17 protein-coding genes are annotated in these 17,482 nt (G+C 46.8%); 6 read left to right on the forward strand and 11 right to left on the reverse strand.

Annotation, left to right across the window (positions count from 1 at the left end; genetic code table 11):
- The first annotated feature begins 127 nt into the window (after nucleotides 1-127).
- Entirely contained in the window at nucleotides 128-808 is a 681-nt protein-coding gene (locus tag AC4IFB_RS17695) for a sulfite exporter TauE/SafE family protein (protein ID WP_490778079.1), read from the forward strand.
- Nucleotides 809-911: 103 nt separating this feature from the next.
- Here AC4IFB_RS17695 and AC4IFB_RS17700 read toward each other — a convergent pair whose 3' ends face one another.
- The 6 genes from AC4IFB_RS17700 to AC4IFB_RS17725 form a co-directional block, all read right to left on the reverse strand.
- Nucleotides 912-1,355, reverse strand: a complete 444-nt coding sequence (locus AC4IFB_RS17700) for a DUF4426 domain-containing protein (RefSeq protein WP_490780886.1) — start codon at nucleotides 1,353-1,355, stop codon at nucleotides 912-914.
- A 394-nt stretch (nucleotides 1,356-1,749) separates the two neighbouring features.
- Nucleotides 1,750-3,726 carry a dynamin family protein gene (locus AC4IFB_RS17705; protein WP_490778077.1) on the reverse strand — a complete coding sequence of 659 codons (1,977 nt, stop codon included), beginning with the start codon at nucleotides 3,724-3,726 and terminating at the stop codon, nucleotides 1,750-1,752.
- 107 nt (nucleotides 3,727-3,833) lie between these two features.
- On the reverse strand, nucleotides 3,834-4,118 hold the full coding sequence (locus AC4IFB_RS17710) for an ACR/YggU family protein (RefSeq protein WP_490778076.1): 285 nt from the start codon (nucleotides 4,116-4,118) through the stop codon (nucleotides 3,834-3,836).
- Complete coding sequence (locus AC4IFB_RS17715) at nucleotides 4,115-4,693, reverse strand: YggT family protein (protein ID WP_490778075.1); 579 nt, start codon at nucleotides 4,691-4,693, stop codon at nucleotides 4,115-4,117. Before AC4IFB_RS17715 ends, AC4IFB_RS17710 begins: the two co-directional genes overlap by 4 nt.
- Entirely contained in the window at nucleotides 4,686-5,522 is an 837-nt protein-coding gene (proC, locus tag AC4IFB_RS17720) for a pyrroline-5-carboxylate reductase (RefSeq protein ID WP_490780887.1), read from the reverse strand. The genes AC4IFB_RS17715 and proC overlap by 8 nt, the downstream gene beginning before the upstream one ends.
- 25 nt (nucleotides 5,523-5,547) lie before the next feature.
- Nucleotides 5,548-6,270: a YggS family pyridoxal phosphate-dependent enzyme gene (locus tag AC4IFB_RS17725; protein ID WP_490778073.1), complete on the reverse strand. Its 723-nt coding sequence runs from the start codon at nucleotides 6,268-6,270 to the stop codon at nucleotides 5,548-5,550.
- A gap of 265 nt (nucleotides 6,271-6,535) precedes the next feature.
- Here AC4IFB_RS17725 and AC4IFB_RS17730 point away from each other — a divergent pair, with 265 nt between their 5' ends.
- Together AC4IFB_RS17730 and AC4IFB_RS17735 are read left to right on the forward strand one after the other, a co-directional pair.
- A complete protein-coding gene (locus AC4IFB_RS17730; RefSeq protein WP_490780888.1) occupies nucleotides 6,536-7,570 on the forward strand; it encodes a type IV pilus twitching motility protein PilT in 1,035 nt (344 codons plus the stop codon).
- A 156-nt stretch (nucleotides 7,571-7,726) separates the two neighbouring features.
- On the forward strand, nucleotides 7,727-8,851 hold the full coding sequence (locus tag AC4IFB_RS17735) for a PilT/PilU family type 4a pilus ATPase (protein WP_490778071.1): 1,125 nt from the start codon (nucleotides 7,727-7,729) through the stop codon (nucleotides 8,849-8,851).
- 238 nt (nucleotides 8,852-9,089) lie between these two features.
- Here the strand turns inward: AC4IFB_RS17735 and AC4IFB_RS17740 are convergent, their stop codons facing one another.
- The 4 genes from AC4IFB_RS17740 to AC4IFB_RS17755 form a co-directional block, all read right to left on the reverse strand.
- Nucleotides 9,090-9,542 (reverse strand): hypothetical protein, encoded by a 453-nt coding sequence (locus tag AC4IFB_RS17740; RefSeq protein WP_490778070.1) that lies wholly within the window; start codon nucleotides 9,540-9,542, stop codon nucleotides 9,090-9,092.
- Nucleotides 9,543-9,848: 306 nt separating this feature from the next.
- Entirely contained in the window at nucleotides 9,849-10,421 is a 573-nt protein-coding gene (locus tag AC4IFB_RS17745; RefSeq protein WP_490780889.1) for an ankyrin repeat domain-containing protein, read from the reverse strand.
- Between the two features lie 77 nt (nucleotides 10,422-10,498).
- Nucleotides 10,499-10,834 (reverse strand): DUF1820 family protein, encoded by a 336-nt coding sequence (locus AC4IFB_RS17750; protein WP_490778068.1) that lies wholly within the window; start codon nucleotides 10,832-10,834, stop codon nucleotides 10,499-10,501.
- Between the two features lie 882 nt (nucleotides 10,835-11,716).
- On the reverse strand, nucleotides 11,717-12,427 hold the full coding sequence (locus tag AC4IFB_RS17755) for an NYN domain-containing protein (RefSeq protein WP_490778066.1): 711 nt from the start codon (nucleotides 12,425-12,427) through the stop codon (nucleotides 11,717-11,719).
- Between the two features lie 534 nt (nucleotides 12,428-12,961).
- Between AC4IFB_RS17755 and AC4IFB_RS17760 the strand changes: the two genes are divergently transcribed.
- Both AC4IFB_RS17760 and AC4IFB_RS17765 read left to right on the forward strand, forming a co-directional pair.
- Nucleotides 12,962-13,522, forward strand: coding sequence for a heme-binding beta-barrel domain-containing protein (locus AC4IFB_RS17760; RefSeq protein ID WP_490780890.1), 561 nt, complete (start codon nucleotides 12,962-12,964; stop codon nucleotides 13,520-13,522).
- Between the two features lie 54 nt (nucleotides 13,523-13,576).
- Complete coding sequence (locus AC4IFB_RS17765) at nucleotides 13,577-14,191, forward strand: NAD(P)H-dependent oxidoreductase (protein WP_490780891.1); 615 nt, start codon at nucleotides 13,577-13,579, stop codon at nucleotides 14,189-14,191.
- Nucleotides 14,192-14,317: 126 nt separating this feature from the next.
- Here AC4IFB_RS17765 and AC4IFB_RS17770 read toward each other — a convergent pair whose 3' ends face one another.
- The gene (locus AC4IFB_RS17770; protein ID WP_490780892.1) at nucleotides 14,318-15,403 is read right to left on the reverse strand and encodes a hypothetical protein; all 1,086 of its coding nucleotides are present in this window, start codon (nucleotides 15,401-15,403) and stop codon (nucleotides 14,318-14,320) included.
- 691 nt (nucleotides 15,404-16,094) lie between these two features.
- Here AC4IFB_RS17770 and AC4IFB_RS17775 point away from each other — a divergent pair.
- Nucleotides 16,095-17,330, forward strand: coding sequence for a multidrug effflux MFS transporter (locus AC4IFB_RS17775; RefSeq protein WP_490780893.1), 1,236 nt, complete (start codon nucleotides 16,095-16,097; stop codon nucleotides 17,328-17,330).
- Nucleotides 17,331-17,482: the final 152 nt, after the last annotated feature.

A 17,482-nucleotide genomic window follows, 5' to 3' on the forward strand; every position in this document is an offset into this window, starting at 1 on the left:
TGTGTCAATTTTTTGAGGTTAACTGCAATGTGCTCTGAAATACGATCTGATAGTCGCCAGCTGGTGATTCATACAGATGATACTCATATCATTGATAGATCGAGGTTGATTGTCGGGAGCGCAATCCATGGTTGAACCAGGAAGTTATCTGGCTGCATTTGTTGTTGGGCTATTGGGGGGTGGTCATTGTGCCGGTATGTGTGGTGGTATCGTTGGTGCTTTGACATTCGGCCTGCCGGAACAGGTACGGGATAGACTTATACAGACACTGCCTTATCAGGTTGGTTATAACTTGGGTCGTATTACCAGTTATGTCTTGGCTGGTGCGATCATGGGGGGGCTCGGCCTATTACTGGCTCAATTGATGCCGGTCTATGTAGCGCAGCAGGTGTTGTTGGTCGTAGCTGGATTATTCATGATCTTTCTTGGTCTCTATCTAGGTGGTTGGTGGTTAGGTTTGTCTAGAATAGAGCATCTGGGTAACAGTTTATGGAAGCGTATCGAGCCCTTTGCAAGAAAACTGTTACCGGTTAAAACCCCTGCACAAGCTTGGGTTCTGGGTATTGTCTGGGGCTGGATCCCCTGTGGTCTGGTCTACAGTATGTTGATCTGGACTGTTTCATCAGGTGGCATTGTTGAAGGTGCGGGATTGATGTTGGCTTTCGGCTTAGGCACATTGCCAAATCTTTTTGCTATGGGGATGGTTGCAGGTAGCCTGGCGAGATGGCTCAAGGATATTCGGGTTCGTCGTGCAGCAGGGTTGACGGTCATCATATTTGGTTTGGTGACCTTATATCGAGCTTTCTAACAGCCCTGAGTGTCGTAATGCTTGTGGTCTGATTACTATAAGAGAGTTCCCGTTAATCAACCCCTCTCACCCAGAGGGCGAGGGAGTTAGTGGGGTAGCAGAGCTAGTCGATATAAAAATCCTGGCTCAACTTGGCGGTATAGAAACGCCGCTCTCCTCTGGGTTGAACCTTTAACTCAAAATTCAGTGTCTCCTGGTCAGCGATGCGGAACTCACCGATGTAATAGACGGCATCACCCTCTGTGACCTTACGCATGGGGATGCTGATCAACTGGCCGCGTATATTATTAGCCTTGGCCATTACGATGGCTTCCGATGGTGTACCGGTGGTTCCTTCCTCTGATTTGATGATGCTGACATTCAGCATGCCACGGTACTTACTTCGTTGAATGCCATATTGGCGGGCTACATTGGGCTCCAGTGAAGCACTGGGTATGGCGTTGTGGTGAATGGTATATCCAGGAATGGTGGTACTGTTTTCTGCCCAGACAGGAAGGGTGATGAGTGATACAAACAGCAGTCTGGTAAAAAAATTAAAAACGGACATGTAAACTCCTCCATTATGCCGGTCTGATTGACCGGTCTAGGTTGTGATTGCCCCGGTCAAGGTGAACATCTTTTCTGCCTATGTCAAAGTGGACGATGTCGATCAGAAGAGCAGATAAGCACTCTTCTATGCTTGGGGCATGAACAACAGTTTAGACGATCAAGCCCAGAGCGTGAAGTGGAACTGTATACGGGGTGGGGTGTAGGACGCCTGCTGGTTAGTAGATTGCAGGTATATGAGCCTGAGGCCGATTAGTCTCTTAAGCGCTGATTAACTTGGTTAATATAAGGCTTGCAGATCGAAGATAATTGCTAATTAAAAGACGACCTACTGCAGTGTCACATGACAGAGCAGTAGGTATATTTAGATTAAGACGAACTCTGTTATGCAGCTATCAACCCGCATTTTGTTTAACCAGTGTTGGTTTCTGACGTTTAGCCTGATGCAATGGACGGCTATTGCTTAGTCTGTTGGACATATTGCGTAGTGCTGTCAGCTGTCTGGCCAGTTCGGTATATTGTTCCTGAAGTTCGAGTATGCGGTACTGCAAAGTATTTCGGGACTGGCCGATCTTTTGCAGATTTGTAAGCCGCTTCTCCATCATCTCCTTGTGATCTTTGATCTGCATCACTAAGGGTTCCAGGGTTGAACTGAGCCATCTGTTGATATCTTCGTCAGCCCTTTTAAAGATGTCGTGAGCGCGCTTAACCAATGCAGAGAAAAAACGTTTAACGACAAAGTTCTGTTCCATCATGGCAGTTACAGGGCTATTTCGAAAGATCTCAGCCTCCTGGTGCAGCAGCTCAAGTTCAACACGATATTTCACAATCGAAAACATCTTTGGCTGCACCACGGCAAAACCGTGTTCATTCTGAAATTTTCTGTAGATCGCGCGTATCAGCTTACGGGTCTGTTCGCTTTGGTTGACAACCATAAGCATGGTGCTGCGTGTCTCTTCGAACAGGTTCTTCATCGAACCCTTCATGCCGCTGGTGGTCCAGCTGTTGGTCATCTCTTTGCGGGATTTTTCAATCGTACTTTCCAGGGCTTCAAGGCTGAGGGTTTCAGAGAGCGTGCTGGCCTGCTGTTTCAGCTGCTTGCGGCTCAGCTGGAAAGTTTCTACATCACGGAGATATTGCGCCTGTTCACTGCGGGTCTTCTCCATCAGATTGGTGATCACGTCATCACTCTTATCGCTCAGCTCTTCCAGCTCTTCGAGTTGGTACTTGGTGTCGTTGAGCTTGCCGGAGAGCATGCTGCGGCTGTTGTCGAGCATCTGACCGACATCAGAACTGACCGTATCGAGAATGATCTGTTGTTTGATGTTCAGAACATCCTGACCCAGGTAGTTTTCAAGTTCCAGTAATGCACTCTTTTCAAGTAGCGATGGTTCGCCTTTGATCTTTGCAAGCAGACCTTTCTGAGCAGAGATGGGAAAAACAACTCTTGGTTCAACACCCAGCATCTCAGCTGTATTAGTCTGCTGGTTTCTGATTGCATCATGGATATCTTCATGTTCACGCAAGTCATCCCAGAGGGTATCGATCTTGTTCAATACCACCATCAGACCTCGCTGACGGCCACTCTGAAAGCCTTTGATATGGTGTTGCCAGATCTCCATGTCACTGCGGGTTACGCCAGTGTCAGCGCCAAGTACAAACAGCACTGCCTGAGCGGCAGGTAACATGTTGAGGGTCAGTTCTGGTTCCGTACCGAGTGCATTCAGGCCGGGGGTGTCAAGAATGGTAAGACCCTTCTTCAGCATCGGATTGGGGAAGCTGATCAGGGCATGACGCCATTTTGGAATCTCGACAGTTTCAGGTGGTTGTTTCTGATGGGGGTGCAGGTCAGGATTGTAGAGGCCGAGATGTTTGGCCTCTTCGAGGGTGACCTCTTTTGTCTGGATAACTTCACTCAACGCAGCTTGCATCTGCTCAACGGAGTCGATTTCGAGCGGATAATGAACCCACTGCTTGGTGTCGTGTCTCAGCTGAGAGAGCGTGGTGTCCTGCAGTCGAGTCTCAATGGGCAGCAGACGTACATAGGCTTCGTCCCGCTCATCATCGTAAAATATCTCAGTAGGGCACATTGTGGTGCGGCCGGCATCAGATGGCAGCAGTCGGCGGCCGTAGTCGGCAAAAAAGATGGCGTTGATCAGCTCAGTCTTACCGCGAGAGAACTCAGCGACGAAGGCTATCGTGAGTTTGTCACTTTTGAGAGTGTCGAGTGTATGTTTGATGCGCTGTTGGATGTCCTCTGTGGACATACCATTCTCTTCCAACCAGGGACCATACTCTTCAATGGTATTGATAATGTCCTTTTTCCACTGCTCGTAAGCTTGTAACTGTTCTTGAAATCTTACTTTTTCCATGCAATAGCCCCAGTCTTACACATGCTGAAACGGACCCATTTTCCGCTCTGATCAGCTTTAGGAAAAAATGATACTCGAGTAATCAGGCAGACGCCATGACCACAGTCTCACTTCTCAATCGGTATCGGCAGACGCTTAGGAGACTTTAGTTTCAGGCACTTGCTGCGGGATGACTCTCCAGTGAGCAGAGAGATGTTGCTTCTAGGGAGGCCAAAAGCCTTTGAGATGAACTTCAGTAACCGGGCGTTTGCCTGTCCATCAACAGGTGGTGCCATTATAGCCACCTTGAACTCATTTTCGCCATAGGGCCCTACAAAACGATCCTTTGAGGCCTTGGGTTGAACCCGAAGGCGCAAAATCAGGTCATCCTCCTGCCACTGATACCAGCTCATGCAAAGGGGCTAGAAGTAATCTGCAGCAGCGGTGGGATCAGCAACATTTTCAATAAAACCAACCCGATCATCACCAACATAGGCGACAAATCAATACCACCAATCGGTGGTAGAACTTTTTGAGCTGGACGCATCACCGGACCGGTGAGGCTGTAGAGCAGATTGGTGGCTGGGTTGTAGGCCCCCGGATTGACCCAGCTCAGAATGACCTGAATCAGTACACCGAACAGAAAGATGTTGATGGTGAGTTCAATCAGTTCAGGGATTGCCCACAACAGCGGACCCAGAAGATTGACGCTGCTACCCGAGATCATGATGACCAGGAACAGCTCAACTGTTTTCAATGCCCAGGCCAGTATCAGTGACGACAGATCAATACCCCCAAATCCAGGTATGATGCGACGCAATATCTTAATCGGCGGGTTAGTCACTTTGACTAAAAACTGCGAAACAGGGTTATAGAAATCGGCTCGTACAAGCTGCAGCAGGAAGCGCAGTAATATCGCGAGGATATACAGGCCAAATATGGTTTGTACCAGAAAAATCAAAGGGTTGGAGAGATAGCTGCTACCCATGATCATTGTGTCCTAGTAAATTGGAAAGTTCGTGGGAACGCTTTTTGGCACCTTGCAGGGCATCTTTGAACAATTCCCTGAGGCCACCTTTCTCAAGGATATCAAGGGCTCGTTCGGTAGTGCCACCTGGGGAGGTGACTTTTTGACGTAGCATGGCTGGCGAGTCACTACTCTCAATCGCCATGCGGGCTGCACCTAAAGCTGTCTGTAGCGTGAGCAGTCGGGCGCTCTCTTCATCAAGCCCCATCGACTTGGCCGACTCCTCTATGGCCTCCATGACCAGGAAGAAATAGGCCGGACCACTTCCGGAAACAGCAGTTACTGCATCGATGAGGGATTCATTCTCTACCCAGCGTGTAAGGCCTACGGCTCTAAGAATGCTCTCTGCCTGGTTGCGTTGGTTTTCACTCACTCCGGGGCTGGCATAGAGACCAGTTGCACCAGACTGGATCATTGCCGGGGTGTTCGGCATGCTGCGCACTACTGCCTGATCTCCACCGAGCCAGTTATCGAGGTCTGTAGCGGTAATACCCGCAGCGATGGAGATGATCAGAGGCTTTGAATTTTGAAGGGTTTTAGCCAAATTCTGAGCAACCGACTCGAGAATTTGTGGTTTGACCGCCAATACAACGATCTGAGCCTGCTGAACCGCCTGTTCATTATCAGGCTCTGTTGTAACCCCGTAGCGGGCAGCCAGTTGGCTTAATTTTTCTGTATCGGGATCACTGACTGTAATGGCATTGCAATCATATTCGTCTGCAATGAGGCCGCCAATCAGGCTTGTTGCCATGTTGCCGCCGCCGATAAAAGTGATTTTGTCGTTTTTCATGCTACCGCTCTGTGTTCAGAGGTGATTACTGGGATTGATTATACTGCCGGGGGCCAAAAATTGCGGTGCCGATTCTGACGATGGTCGCTCCCTCGCAAATAGCATCCTCCAGATCGTTGGACATCCCCATGGAAAGGGTGCTTAAAGGCTTCTCTTTTGTACTCAATTGATCACGCAGTGTCCGCAGCAATTGAAATGGCTGTCGGGGGTCAGAATTGTCTTCTACAGGAGCTGGAATGGTCATCAGTCCCTGAATTTGTATCTTATCCAATGCTTGATATTCAGGTAATAGTTCTTTCAGCTCTTCTGGTGAATGACCGTCTTTACTCGACTCGCCGCTGGTATTGACCTGCAGGCAGATGTTGAGTGGAGCCAGGTTGTCAGGACGTTGTTGGCTGAGTCGGGTCGCATGTTTGAGGCTGGCAACGCTGTGTACCCAATCGAAGTGCTCTGCGATCTGTCGGGTCTTGTTACTCTGAATACGACCAATGAAGTGCCAGGAGAGTTTCAACGCTTCAAGTTGTGTGATTTTGCTCACCGCTTCCTGTAAGTAATTTTCTCCAAACATTCGCTGTCCTTGCTCTGCAAGCGCATGAATTTCCTCGCTGCTACGGGTTTTACTCACAGCCAGCAGTTCCACACTGCCGGGGAGGCGCTTACAAGATGTCTCTGCCTTGCGGATGCGTTCCTGTACGTGATGAAAGCGTTGCCGAAGCTGATCAGATTTGGATATGGTGTCGTCTGTCACGTCTATCTCATGCCATTTTGCCGGATAACGGATATTTGTCAGGCGGATTAGTATATTATTTGCTTATCCGGCAGCGTAATGTTGCTTTCTTATGTGTGGTCAGTCAGGTGCCAATTCAAGTTTAAGTGCCAGTTAAATTTATCTGTCTGGATGTCGATAAAGGGATAATGCCTACCAGCATGAGATACAGTACCATGATTTGCTGAAATTTTATGTGCCCGCAAATGGCACATGCATCCTTTGCATGATAGTAATGGGGGAATGAATGGATATCGCTGAACTTTTGGCCTTCAGTGTCAAACACAACGCATCAGATTTACACCTTTCATCTGGCTTACCGCCGATGATTCGCGTAGATGGAGATATACGCCGGATCAACGTGCCGGCGCTTGAGCACAAGGTTGTGCATGCCTTGGTGTATGACATCATGAACGATAAGCAGCGCAAGGATTTCGAGGAATTTCTGGAAAACGACTTCTCTTTTGAAATTCCTGGTCTGGCCCGTTTCCGGGTCAATGCCTTCAACCAGGCGCGGGGTGCCTCGGCAGTATTTCGTACCATTCCATCCAAAGTTCTGACCCTCGAAGATCTGGGTTGTCCTCAGATATTTAAGGATGTTGTAGATGTGCCTCGTGGCCTGGTTTTGGTCACCGGCCCCACCGGCTCAGGTAAATCGACTACTCTCGCGGCAATGATGGACTATAAGAATGATAATGATTATTCCCATATACTGACCATCGAAGACCCCATCGAATTTGTTCATAACAGCAAAAAGTGTCTGATCAATCAACGAGAAGTACACCGCGACACCCTCGGCTTTGCTGAAGCGCTGCGATCTGCACTGCGTGAGGATCCGGATATCATCCTGGTGGGTGAGTTGCGTGATCTTGAGACCATTCGTTTGGCGCTGACGGCTGCGGAGACCGGCCATTTGGTATTCGGTACCCTGCATACCAGCTCAGCAGCAAAGACTATCGACCGAATCATCGACGTCTTCCCTGCAGGTGAGAAATCAATGGTTCGTTCCATGCTGTCTGAGTCTTTACGTTCAGTTGTAGCCCAGACACTATTGAAAAAAATAGGCGGTGGCCGAATTGCCGCTTGGGAGATTATGGTTGGTACCCCGGCGATCCGTAATCTGATTCGTGAAGACAAGGTAGCTCAGATGTACTCTGCGATACAGACCGGGCAGGCAGCCGGGATGCAGACCATGGATCAGGCCCTGAAAGAGCTGGTGCAGAAGGGCGTAGTGAGTCGTTTGGATGCCAGAGCCAAAGCACAGCACAAGGATCAGTTCTAGAGTACGTTACCAAATTTGGCTGTAGGCGTGCACAGTGGCTGAAAGCGATATACTTAGTCGCAGGGTTAATTATAATTAGGGTTAACTGATAGTCATCGAAATTGCGCTGATTTACCGTATTCGGCGCATAAGAATGAGTGTTTAGAGGACAAGAATATGGAACTGAACCCACTCCTTGCCATGATGGTCAAGAACAAGGCCTCGGACCTGTTTATCACCGCAGGTCGGGAACCATCCATCAAGGTGGATGGTAAAATTCACCCAGTGAACAAAACAGCACTGACCCCGCAACAGACCAAAGCCTTGGCCTACAGCGTCATGACCGATGCCCAGCAGCGGGAGTTCGACGAGACCAAAGAGTGTAACTTCGCCATCAGCGCGAAAAAGATTGGGCGGTTTCGTGTCAGTGCTTTTATACAGCGGGATGCTGTCGGAATGGTTCTGCGCCGGATTGAGACCAATATTCCAACCCTGGAATCTCTCTTTCTTCCGCCTGTACTGCAGGATTTATCTATCGCCAAACGTGGTTTAGTGATCTTTGTTGGTGCTACCGGTACCGGTAAATCGACTTCTCTGGCTGCAATGATTGGATATCGAAATACACGGGGTGACGGCCATATCATCAGTATCGAAGACCCGATCGAGTATATGCATGATCATGACAAATGCATTATCACGCAGAGAGAAGTGGGTATAGATACAGAATCGTACGATGTAGCACTGAAGAATACTCTTCGTCAGGCACCGGATGTGATATTGATCGGTGAGATCCGTAGCAGGGAAACCATGGAAAACGCAATCACCTTTGCTGAGACAGGTCACCTCTGTCTGTCCACCCTTCATGCCAACAATGCAAACCAGGCATTGGATCGCATCATCCACTTTTTCCCGGAAGATCACAGAGAACAGATTTTTATGGATCTCTCCCTGAATCTAAAGGCAATAGTTGCGCAGCAGCTGATACCCAAAGCTGATGGGAATGGGCGTCGCGCTGCGATTGAGGTCATGTTAAATACGCCTTTGGCTGCCGATTTGATAAGGAAGGGTAAGATTCATAAGCTGAAAGAGTTGATGAAACGCTCGAACGAGCTCGGCATGATTACCTTTGATCAGCATCTTTTTCAACTCTATGAAGAGGGCGTTATCAGTTATGAGAATGCACTCGCCCATGCTGATTCCGCCAATGATGTACGATTGATGATCAAACTTGGAGCAAGCCATACCAACGATTCACTGGTTGATGGACTGGATGGTATTACCCTGATGGATGGGAAGGCCTGAGATATCCAGGCACTACTTGCTCAGAGCTGTTTATTAGGCACACAATCAACGAGATTCAGATAGCTCCTGTAAATCTAAGGGAAGACTCTGAATACTCCTGTTCGGAAAGAAACGCTATCGTCGGTGTTATGCTTGCTTAAACCTGGATTCTGCAGTTGACCGCTGATCTTGCGCTCGCACGCTTTACCAATGGCGCGGGTGATCCGGCTGAGTGTTGCCAAATTTACCCAACAACCCACTAGGGCAGAAAAGCCTCAGCAAGGCGATACTGATTTTCTGATTCGTTGGCCAGACCACCTCCATCATTCAGAATCATCTCACAATTTTTAGCCATGCGTGCCTGCATCGCAGCCCGCCATGCCCCCTTTGTGCCATCAGCTTCATCAGGCGTCAGTGAGGCTGTTGCAGCTGCGGCAACAAAATGTTCAGCTTGTGCAGCCCAGTCTGCATCACGGCCGCAAGCTGTATAGGTCTGAGTCGCCAAAGCCTTGGCGTCTTTATAGGCAGTTTCGACCTCCTGGCTTGAGAGATCGGGGTTTGTTGCAGCTTCAATTGCCCGGGCAATCCTTGGATCTGAACTTAAATGTTCAACGCTGGCTACAAATTTACCTGCTAAAGCTCTCTGCTGTTTACTGGATAGTTGGCTAATAGCATCGCGTAAACTTTGGTCATTAGTGATTTGATTTGACATGAGAGAAACCTCCAAACCAGTAGACTGGACGTAGGATGAGATAGATTTGGCTCATCTACACATCTTAGGATTAGTCCAGATATTACTTGATGATCCAGATCAGTGAATGAGATGTTTTTATTTGATCTGTTTTCGCTGTTGTTCGGTTAACCTTCAGCTACCCACCATTTGATGATTCATGAACTATTGAGTCGCTATTCAAATAAAGATGCCTTAACTAATTGATATAAGTGGCTTTAATGGCTGTCTGAATCTAAACGCACAAGGAAAGATTGAGTTTGCAGCTATTTCCTAAGGAAGAGGGTGTCAGTGGGAGAGCTGAGATGATTCAACCATTTCCGATATCTCTGAATGTTGATTCTTTGTGGCCCAGTCAAGGGCCGTCAAATTACTGAAATCGCGGATATCGCGGTTGGCTTGATGAGCCAATAGTGTTCTCACCGATTCAATATGACCTAGCTTTGCAGCCCAGATTAGAGCGGTCCAGCCACCGGTAACCTCAATCTGGTCAATTTCGGAACCATGGGTCAAGAGTAACTCGACTATCTCATAATGGTTGTTTGAGGCAGCGAGCATCGTTGCAGAATAGCCCCCCTTATCGACTTGATTAACATCCGCTCCCGCATCGATCAGACGCTGAGCTATGCCAAGATGTCCATTGAGTGCGGCTTTCATTAATGGTGTCCACATACAGGCATCCTGGATATCAACCTGACCGTTATCATCGATCAGTTTGCGTATTGTAGGCAGATCGCCCGTTTCCGCAGCAACAATCATCGCTGGTGTCTCTGCGAAATCCTCCTGCAGCTCATCAGCGGCTTGTTGAGAGCATGCGCTGACCAGAGAGAGTGAACAGATTAGAAAGAGAAATATTTTCATATCGATGAGAAGCAGTGAAAGTCGCCTCCATTTTCGATATTCCCAGGTGTTGCTCAATGCGTTATCGCAATCAGAGCCTACTTCTCTGGTCTGTTTTTAGGATTGATGAAGTGGTTTGGGAATGGGGTGATGTTGGAGTCCGAGTCAATATCGATGATTTTTCCAGGACCATGATCATTTTTTTCCACCTCATCGATACGAATCACAGAGTGGATAGGAATACGTGTCCGCTGTACTCCGGAAAACTCCTCTTTTAATTTTTCAGCTGAGGGGTCAACGACCAGTGAGCTGCTCTCCTGAAATATCAAGTCCTCTACCTCGACAAAACCATAAAGCTCTCCCTGACGAATGGTTTTAGCAAAGATTTCGTAGACTTTTCCTTGATTTAAAAAAACGATTTTAAACAAGTGCATGGGGAGTTAAATAGCTCCTTGGTGGTGAAAATCTGACATGTGTAGATGCCTTTTTTAAACTGATTCTATGATTTATGAATCTCTGCAATCTATAAGGCATTGATCCAATGAGAAATAAATAGCTTGATTGAAGCTGGTACGGTTTTACAGCTTTGCTGTTTATTAGTCGCTAGCTTAATTCATCACCAGCAAATGTCCAATGATGAACATGTCGCGGATAGAGGCTTGAGGCACAAATGAGGGTCTCAAGGGTGTAGATATCACTCCACGGGCAGCCATAAGGCCCCTCTCCCTCTGACGGGAGAGGGGTTGGGGAGAGGGTGTGCGTCAAGCGCATATTGAAATTGAAGTGAATGCGGCATTATCAGATCAATCCTTCTTATCCTGAGTGTTGATTTAGATGATGATGTTGTTGAATACCCCTCTCCCCCAGCCCCTCTCCCGCAAGGGGAGAGGGGAGTAACGATGATTCAGTTGTACATTACTCTTCGACTTATTTGCCATTTTGATGATGTTATTTTTCTTTATCTTCTAATCTTTAATGCCAGGTAGTTGAGTGCAGTCGTTCTGTTCGCAATAGAACTTTGCAATAATATGATGAAAGGTGCTTTTTAAAATATAAGTTGGGTGTTCGTTCGAAAACTTTATCGAGATAAGATTCGATTAAAAGTAGCGGGGTAGTCATTCTGAATAGGGGGCTATTTAACTGAAGCGACACTGCTCAGGGGAATACCAAAAATAATTGCCAGGCACCGGTTCACCCTAATGTAGCAAGCGTGCAAATAATAGATAATAAATCGAGTGTCAGGGTTGTTCTATGCCAAATGTTTCATGTGTCTATCGACTCTCTTGTCATAAGCACACAGAGCGATATTTAAACCGTTAGTTTTTCTTCCGCTTGTCTTTTACGAGATATGAGTTGCCTGGTCCTCTTTTTAACTCAAATAGATCAATCGCCTTAATCAGGCTGCTTAAATTTCTGTATCCGTAATTTCTTGTGTCAAATGATGTTTTATTGGATATATGTGATCCTACGGGACCAAGAGCAGCCCATCCATTATCTTCTTCAGTTGCCTCTATTGCTTGTCGTAAAAGATTGATTAGCTTTGTGTCAGATTTAATGTTTTTTGATTTTTCAGTAACTGAGCTGTTTTGTTTAGGTGCTTGATCAATGTATAGGAATTTCGAGCATGCGTTAACAAAAGGTGAAGGTGTTTTACGCTCTCCAAAACCCAGCACGACTTTACCCTCTGCAAGTGCGCGAGTAACCATGGGTGTAAAGTCACAATCTGATGAAACGAAACACATAACATCAATGTTCTTTGTATACATGACATCCATCGCGTCAATCACCAAAGCAATATCGGATGCATTTTTGCCTTTAGTTAAATCGTACTGCTGTATTGGCTGAATGGCGTATTCATTTAATAAGTCCTCCCAAGGCTTTAGCGAAGAACTTTTCCAATTACCGTATGCCTTTCTTATTGTTACCACCCCATATTTTGCAACTTCGCTAAGGACATCTTCAAATTTACTTGCGGGTGCATTATCAGCATCTATAAATAGTGCAATTTTTTGTGTTGTATCGTTCATTAGTTATCTATCCCTATTGTTCAAACGAACCCCAGTGCTCTTGAGAAGGCGGAGAAAAAATTGAGGTTTGTTGCTTCAGTAAGAAGATCCATTCACTCTTGTAAGATTAGTATGAGGGAGACTGTTTTTATTAGATTCAGCTGTTTTTTATAATATCGCTCAAATTGAGTACCAGTGTCATGACTACATGGGGTGGAACTCTGTCTGGAAACTCCCTTTTCTATTTTTTAACTATTTCATTCAGTATTTCATAAAAGGATAATTGTAAGCATAGCATTTACTTTAGACTCTACTGGGACGACATGGATGACCAGCTTCTAGGATAGAGATAAAATAGATCCCTGGTTACAGATTAATCAGAGGTTCTTGTTGCAGGTGACTATTGATCTGAATCAATAAAATCGATAGATATATGGAGTTATTGAAATAATTCAATGAGTCAGTTCGAACGAAAGAGTAATGTACTACGGATCTTTCAGTGAAGAACTGCTTCAGATAGTAAGTCATATCTATTACCTCCATGTGGAGAATCTCATGAGTGATGCAATTATTGATAGTCTAGGTCCATTGGCCCCTTTGGCTGGTGTTTGGGAGAGTGATCAGGGTGTGGATAGATCGAGGATCCATGGCAAGGAATCGGTCACAAAATTCCGAGAAAAAATTGTTTTTGAAGCATTGGGTCCGGTCAATAATGGGCCACAGGAACTCTATGGATTGAGATACTCAACCGTCTGCTGGCCTCTGGATAAAGAGGATCCATTCCATGAAGAGCTAGGTTACTGGCTTTGGGACAAAGACCGCAAACAGGTTATGCGCTGCTTTCTGGTGCCCCGTGGTGTTTTAGTGAATGCCGGTGGTTATGTTGAGGAGGATAGTAAAAACTTTCGCCTCGAAGCTGAGTTAGGCTCACTGACCTATGGTGTCCTATCCAACCGCTACCTTGATGACAGCTACAAAACCAAGCGTTACTCGCTTGATCTCTCAATTAACTCAGATGGTACATTCAGCTACAGTGAAGATACCGAGTTGTGGATTCCTGTTAAGCAGGAGATATTCCACCATATTGATGAAAATACCTTAACAAAAGTCAGTTGATTGTTAAGGCTCCATGCTGTTGTATAGAAGCCCAGCAAGAAGAGTTCATTTATTATGAAAATCAGCATCATCACTGGTAGTCACCGAGTTTCATCTCAAAGCGAGAAAATCGGACGTTACACCACGTCGGTCCTGCAAAATGATTTTGATGATATTGAGACTTATCTCTATTCACTTGCTGGGAATCCACTCCCGTTCTGGGAACAGTCTATCTGGACAAAGGATAAGGAGTGGGTTGAACGGCTGGCCCCTTTGAGAAAGCAGTTTTCTGAAAGTGATGCTTTCGTCATTATATCCCCGGAATGGCATGGGCAGGTTCCAGCTGGTCTGAAAAACTTCTTCCTGATGTTCAACAATTTGGAGCTGGGGCATAAGCCAGCTTACATTATTGCAGTCTCTTCTGGTGCTGGCGGAGCCTACCCAGTAACCGAGCTGCGGATCAGCAGTTATAAGAACAACCGTATCTGCTATATCCCAGAACATCTTATCGTGCGTAATTGTGAAAAGGTCTTTAACGAGAACCCCGAAGAGAACGACCCTGATAGTGATCCGTACTACAAATCTCGTCTCCATTGGGGACTGGGTATTTTAATTGGCTACGGTAAGGCGCTGAAAGCAATGCGGCAGCAGACACAAGTCCATCATGATGATTTTGCTAATGGAATGTGATTTCTGAGGCGAGGCTCAGCTACATAATCAATCAGCTAGTGATGTTATTGCATTTACATCCCACCGTTTAATTTATTCCAAGGGTTGAGCTCAGGATTCGTGCAACTTCTAAGTAGACATGTCAATCTACTCGCCTGCTGTTGCGCAAAAGTCACTTTCCCAGTACCCGGTACCAGGGATATATGGTGAGGAGGGGTCTGAGTTAGTTGGAACAATGGCTCGAACCCCCCATAAGATCATAGGGGTACAAACACCTGCTTCCCATTCGGTTATGATCCTTACATCAGTACTGCCATCTAGGTATCGATCGACCAGCGATTCAGATAGTAGAGCGTTATCTGCATATCGGTAGGTGTAGCTAAAATCGTCAGTGTATTGATCCAGATCAGATCTAAATTCGAAACTTGTTGGCTGGTTAGCGGAGTTGAAAGCAAAGTTGTAAACCATATCACCTATGGATGGTGTGCTCGGTGTTGTGGCGATAACGGTTTCTGTGTTGCCGTTGCTGAAATAGGTATAGCTGAAGAGAGAATCAGATCCAGGTGGGTTAACAGCCATGTTATTGGTTGAGACTCGGCCATCACTATTATACTCAATCTGGTAAGTCTGATTTGCTACCGGGTTGTTGTTTAGATGATGGGTGTGTTGAATCAATCTTATGCCATCGTACTCAAGCAGATGATGAATCTGAGTGGTAACACCACCGATACTGTCCAATGATGTGGTATCTACTCTGCTGATAAGGCCGCTTGTATTGTAGGTATAAGTCGTAGTAAAGCTGTACTCACTATTCGTTTCAGACCAGGTTTCGACTCTGCCATCAGTGTCGTATGTATAGGTCGCAGTTGTGTTCAGGTTCTCTCTGGGTAGTGTGCTACCGAGAAGTCTAATATCAGGTGTACCATCGTCTGTATAGGTGTACTGCTCTTCCATCAGTCTACCGTTGGTGTCGTAGACAAATTCTGAGACGCCATCTATAACCCCATTGAGATCGAAATCGTACTGTCTGCGTAATACTCTGTAACCAGATTGGGTGTCTGGTTGGGTATCATCACTATCGACGTTGTCATCTGTTGTGCCGCTGTCACTATCCGGGGTCGTGTTGTCACCACCACCACCGCCGCCGCCTCCACATCCGCTAGATAAAAGTGCAGTCAATAGAGAAGTTGTCATGATTCGGATGAAAACAGAATGGGGTTTAGAGTAAAGCATGTGTTAACTCCTTTTCGACATCAGTCCTTGGTTGTCAATCCTACCTGTATCAGGCTAAGTAACTATACCTGTTCGATACTTTTTGCTGTGAAATGAGCCGGGCCTAAAGTTTGGGCAATACTGATATATATGAGCTTGAGCTTTCTGGTTTACTCTGCTTGCTCATACTTCGTGCCGGGTTGCTGTTGTCTTGTACGCTTCGTGCTTTAGTCTGGCTTACGCCAGGATGACGAAAGAGAAGCGAACAGAGGCCACTTATTAACCAGCCAACAGACTCGATTCGCTGATGATACGCCGGTAATATATATCTCACAACTGTTATACAGGGCTACCCCTCTGCTAGGACAAACCTGCCGCGGCCCGACTGATACCATTCTCAGTAACTACTATTTTCAAATTTCCAACCACGGGACTGCAGACTCAGGTCGGAAATCCAGATGAATGTCGGGGTAGGCAGCGGTTTTCAGTCTATTCGCCTCCAGCTCCCGGTTTTTTGCCTAGGGGCGGTTATACTCCTTATACCTGCTTAATCCCTTGTCCTTGTCTCCTCAGTGCGCCTTGTATTTCAGCTCATCGCCCCCATATAACACAGTGTTGGCGTAAGTCTTCAATCTTCATACGGTCATGAGATATCTCTCCCCATCTCATGATGCGATTTATCACACTACCGACACTTTGGCTCCTGATAATCTTGAACAACTCTACAACGGCTGATAGTGATACGGCGTCCCGCTTTCCCGTGCCATTTCGTGAATTCATCACCTTAATAGCAATGATGATTTCGATCACGGCTCTTTCGCTAGATGCGGTTTTGCCTATTTTGTCAGTCGTGGGCCATGATTTATCGATAAAAAACGACAATCAGACTCAATATATTATCGGGACGCTACTGCTGGGTCTTACCCTGGGGCAGCTGCTCTACGGGCCTCTGGCAGATAGCTATGGCCGCAAGTTCAGTGTCTATCTAGGCTTGCTGATATTCGTGGGTGGCTGCTTCATGAGTCTTTTTGCTACCAGCTTTTCAGTCATGCTTTTGGGGCGTTTTCTGCAGGGATTTGGGGCTGCGGCTCCACGGGTTGCAAGCATTGCCATCGTGCGTGACAGATTCACCGGACGGGAAATGGCTCGCGTCATGTCCTTCGTGATGGCGGTTTTTATTTTTGTCCCGGTTATCGCGCCCGCAATGGGCGAGATTGTGATGTCCATCAGCCATTGGCGCATGGTGTTTGCACTATTTGTGGTTATGGCTGTTTTTACTGCCGCCTGGATGGCTCTGCGTCTACCTGAAACTCTCAAACCTGAAGATCGCCATCCATTTAATCTGAATGATATTGGATACAGCTTCAGAACCGTACTGACCAACAAACAAACCCTTGGGCATACTATCAGCGCAGGGCTGGTTTTCAGCTGTCTGATCGCCTATTTAAGCTGTGCCAGACAGATTTATCAGGACTACTACCACACCGGTCATCTCTTTGCATTTTACTTCGCCCTGTCAGCGCTGTCGGTTGGTGTGGCCTCGCTGGTAAATTCCGGCATAGTCCGTCGCCTGGGTATGCACCGAATCAGCCGTTTAGGGCTGATTGCTTTAGTCGGCGTGTCAGCGCTATTTCTGGCAAGCAACATGCTCTACTCCACACAGACCCCGTTGCTGCATTTTATGCTGTTTGCGGTTCTATCTTTTTTCACCCTCGGTTTGCTATTTGGTAATTTAAACGCAATGGCGATGGAGCCCATGGGCCATCAAGCCGGTATTGCCTCATCGGTAATCGGCGCACTCACATCAGCCATCTCAACCATTTTGGGAGGTCTGATTGGCCAAGCCTACGATATGACACTGATACCCCTTACACTGGGATTTCTGATATTGGGTTTGCTGGCCCTGGCTGTGGAAGTGCGATTATCGACCTTACAGGGGGGAATCTGAGGTCAACGCCGAACGCTTTTGCAGATGTGCAGCGGTATTTGAAATGAAAATAGCCTTGTTTTAATGCGCGGATTCAACTCTGAAGCACATAAAGTAGATGTGATGTATTGATATATGGAGCCGATGGGCGGAATTGAACCGCCGACCTACTG

The organism is Candidatus Thiodiazotropha sp. AKIB8 (assembly GCF_058244675.1).

Coding starts and splice junctions, on each gene's coding strand:
- AC4IFB_RS17695 (WP_490778079.1), top strand. CDS start 128: ATGGTTGAACCAGGAAGTTATCTGGCTGCATTTGTTGTTGGGCTATTG.
- AC4IFB_RS17700 (WP_490780886.1), bottom strand. CDS start 1,355: ATGTCCGTTTTTAATTTTTTTACCAGACTGCTGTTTGTATCACTCATC.
- AC4IFB_RS17705 (WP_490778077.1), bottom strand. CDS start 3,726: ATGGAAAAAGTAAGATTTCAAGAACAGTTACAAGCTTACGAGCAGTGG.
- AC4IFB_RS17710 (WP_490778076.1), bottom strand. CDS start 4,118: ATGAGCTGGTATCAGTGGCAGGAGGATGACCTGATTTTGCGCCTTCGG.
- AC4IFB_RS17715 (WP_490778075.1), bottom strand. CDS start 4,693: ATGGGTAGCAGCTATCTCTCCAACCCTTTGATTTTTCTGGTACAAACC.
- proC (WP_490780887.1), bottom strand. CDS start 5,522: ATGAAAAACGACAAAATCACTTTTATCGGCGGCGGCAACATGGCAACA.
- AC4IFB_RS17730 (WP_490780888.1), top strand. CDS start 6,536: ATGGATATCGCTGAACTTTTGGCCTTCAGTGTCAAACACAACGCATCA.
- AC4IFB_RS17735 (WP_490778071.1), top strand. CDS start 7,727: ATGGAACTGAACCCACTCCTTGCCATGATGGTCAAGAACAAGGCCTCG.
- AC4IFB_RS17740 (WP_490778070.1), bottom strand. CDS start 9,542: ATGTCAAATCAAATCACTAATGACCAAAGTTTACGCGATGCTATTAGC.
- AC4IFB_RS17745 (WP_490780889.1), bottom strand. CDS start 10,421: ATGAAAATATTTCTCTTTCTAATCTGTTCACTCTCTCTGGTCAGCGCA.
- AC4IFB_RS17750 (WP_490778068.1), bottom strand. CDS start 10,834: ATGCACTTGTTTAAAATCGTTTTTTTAAATCAAGGAAAAGTCTACGAA.
- AC4IFB_RS17755 (WP_490778066.1), bottom strand. CDS start 12,427: ATGAACGATACAACACAAAAAATTGCACTATTTATAGATGCTGATAAT.
- AC4IFB_RS17760 (WP_490780890.1), top strand. CDS start 12,962: ATGAGTGATGCAATTATTGATAGTCTAGGTCCATTGGCCCCTTTGGCT.
- AC4IFB_RS17765 (WP_490780891.1), top strand. CDS start 13,577: ATGAAAATCAGCATCATCACTGGTAGTCACCGAGTTTCATCTCAAAGC.
- AC4IFB_RS17770 (WP_490780892.1), bottom strand. CDS start 15,403: ATGCTTTACTCTAAACCCCATTCTGTTTTCATCCGAATCATGACAACT.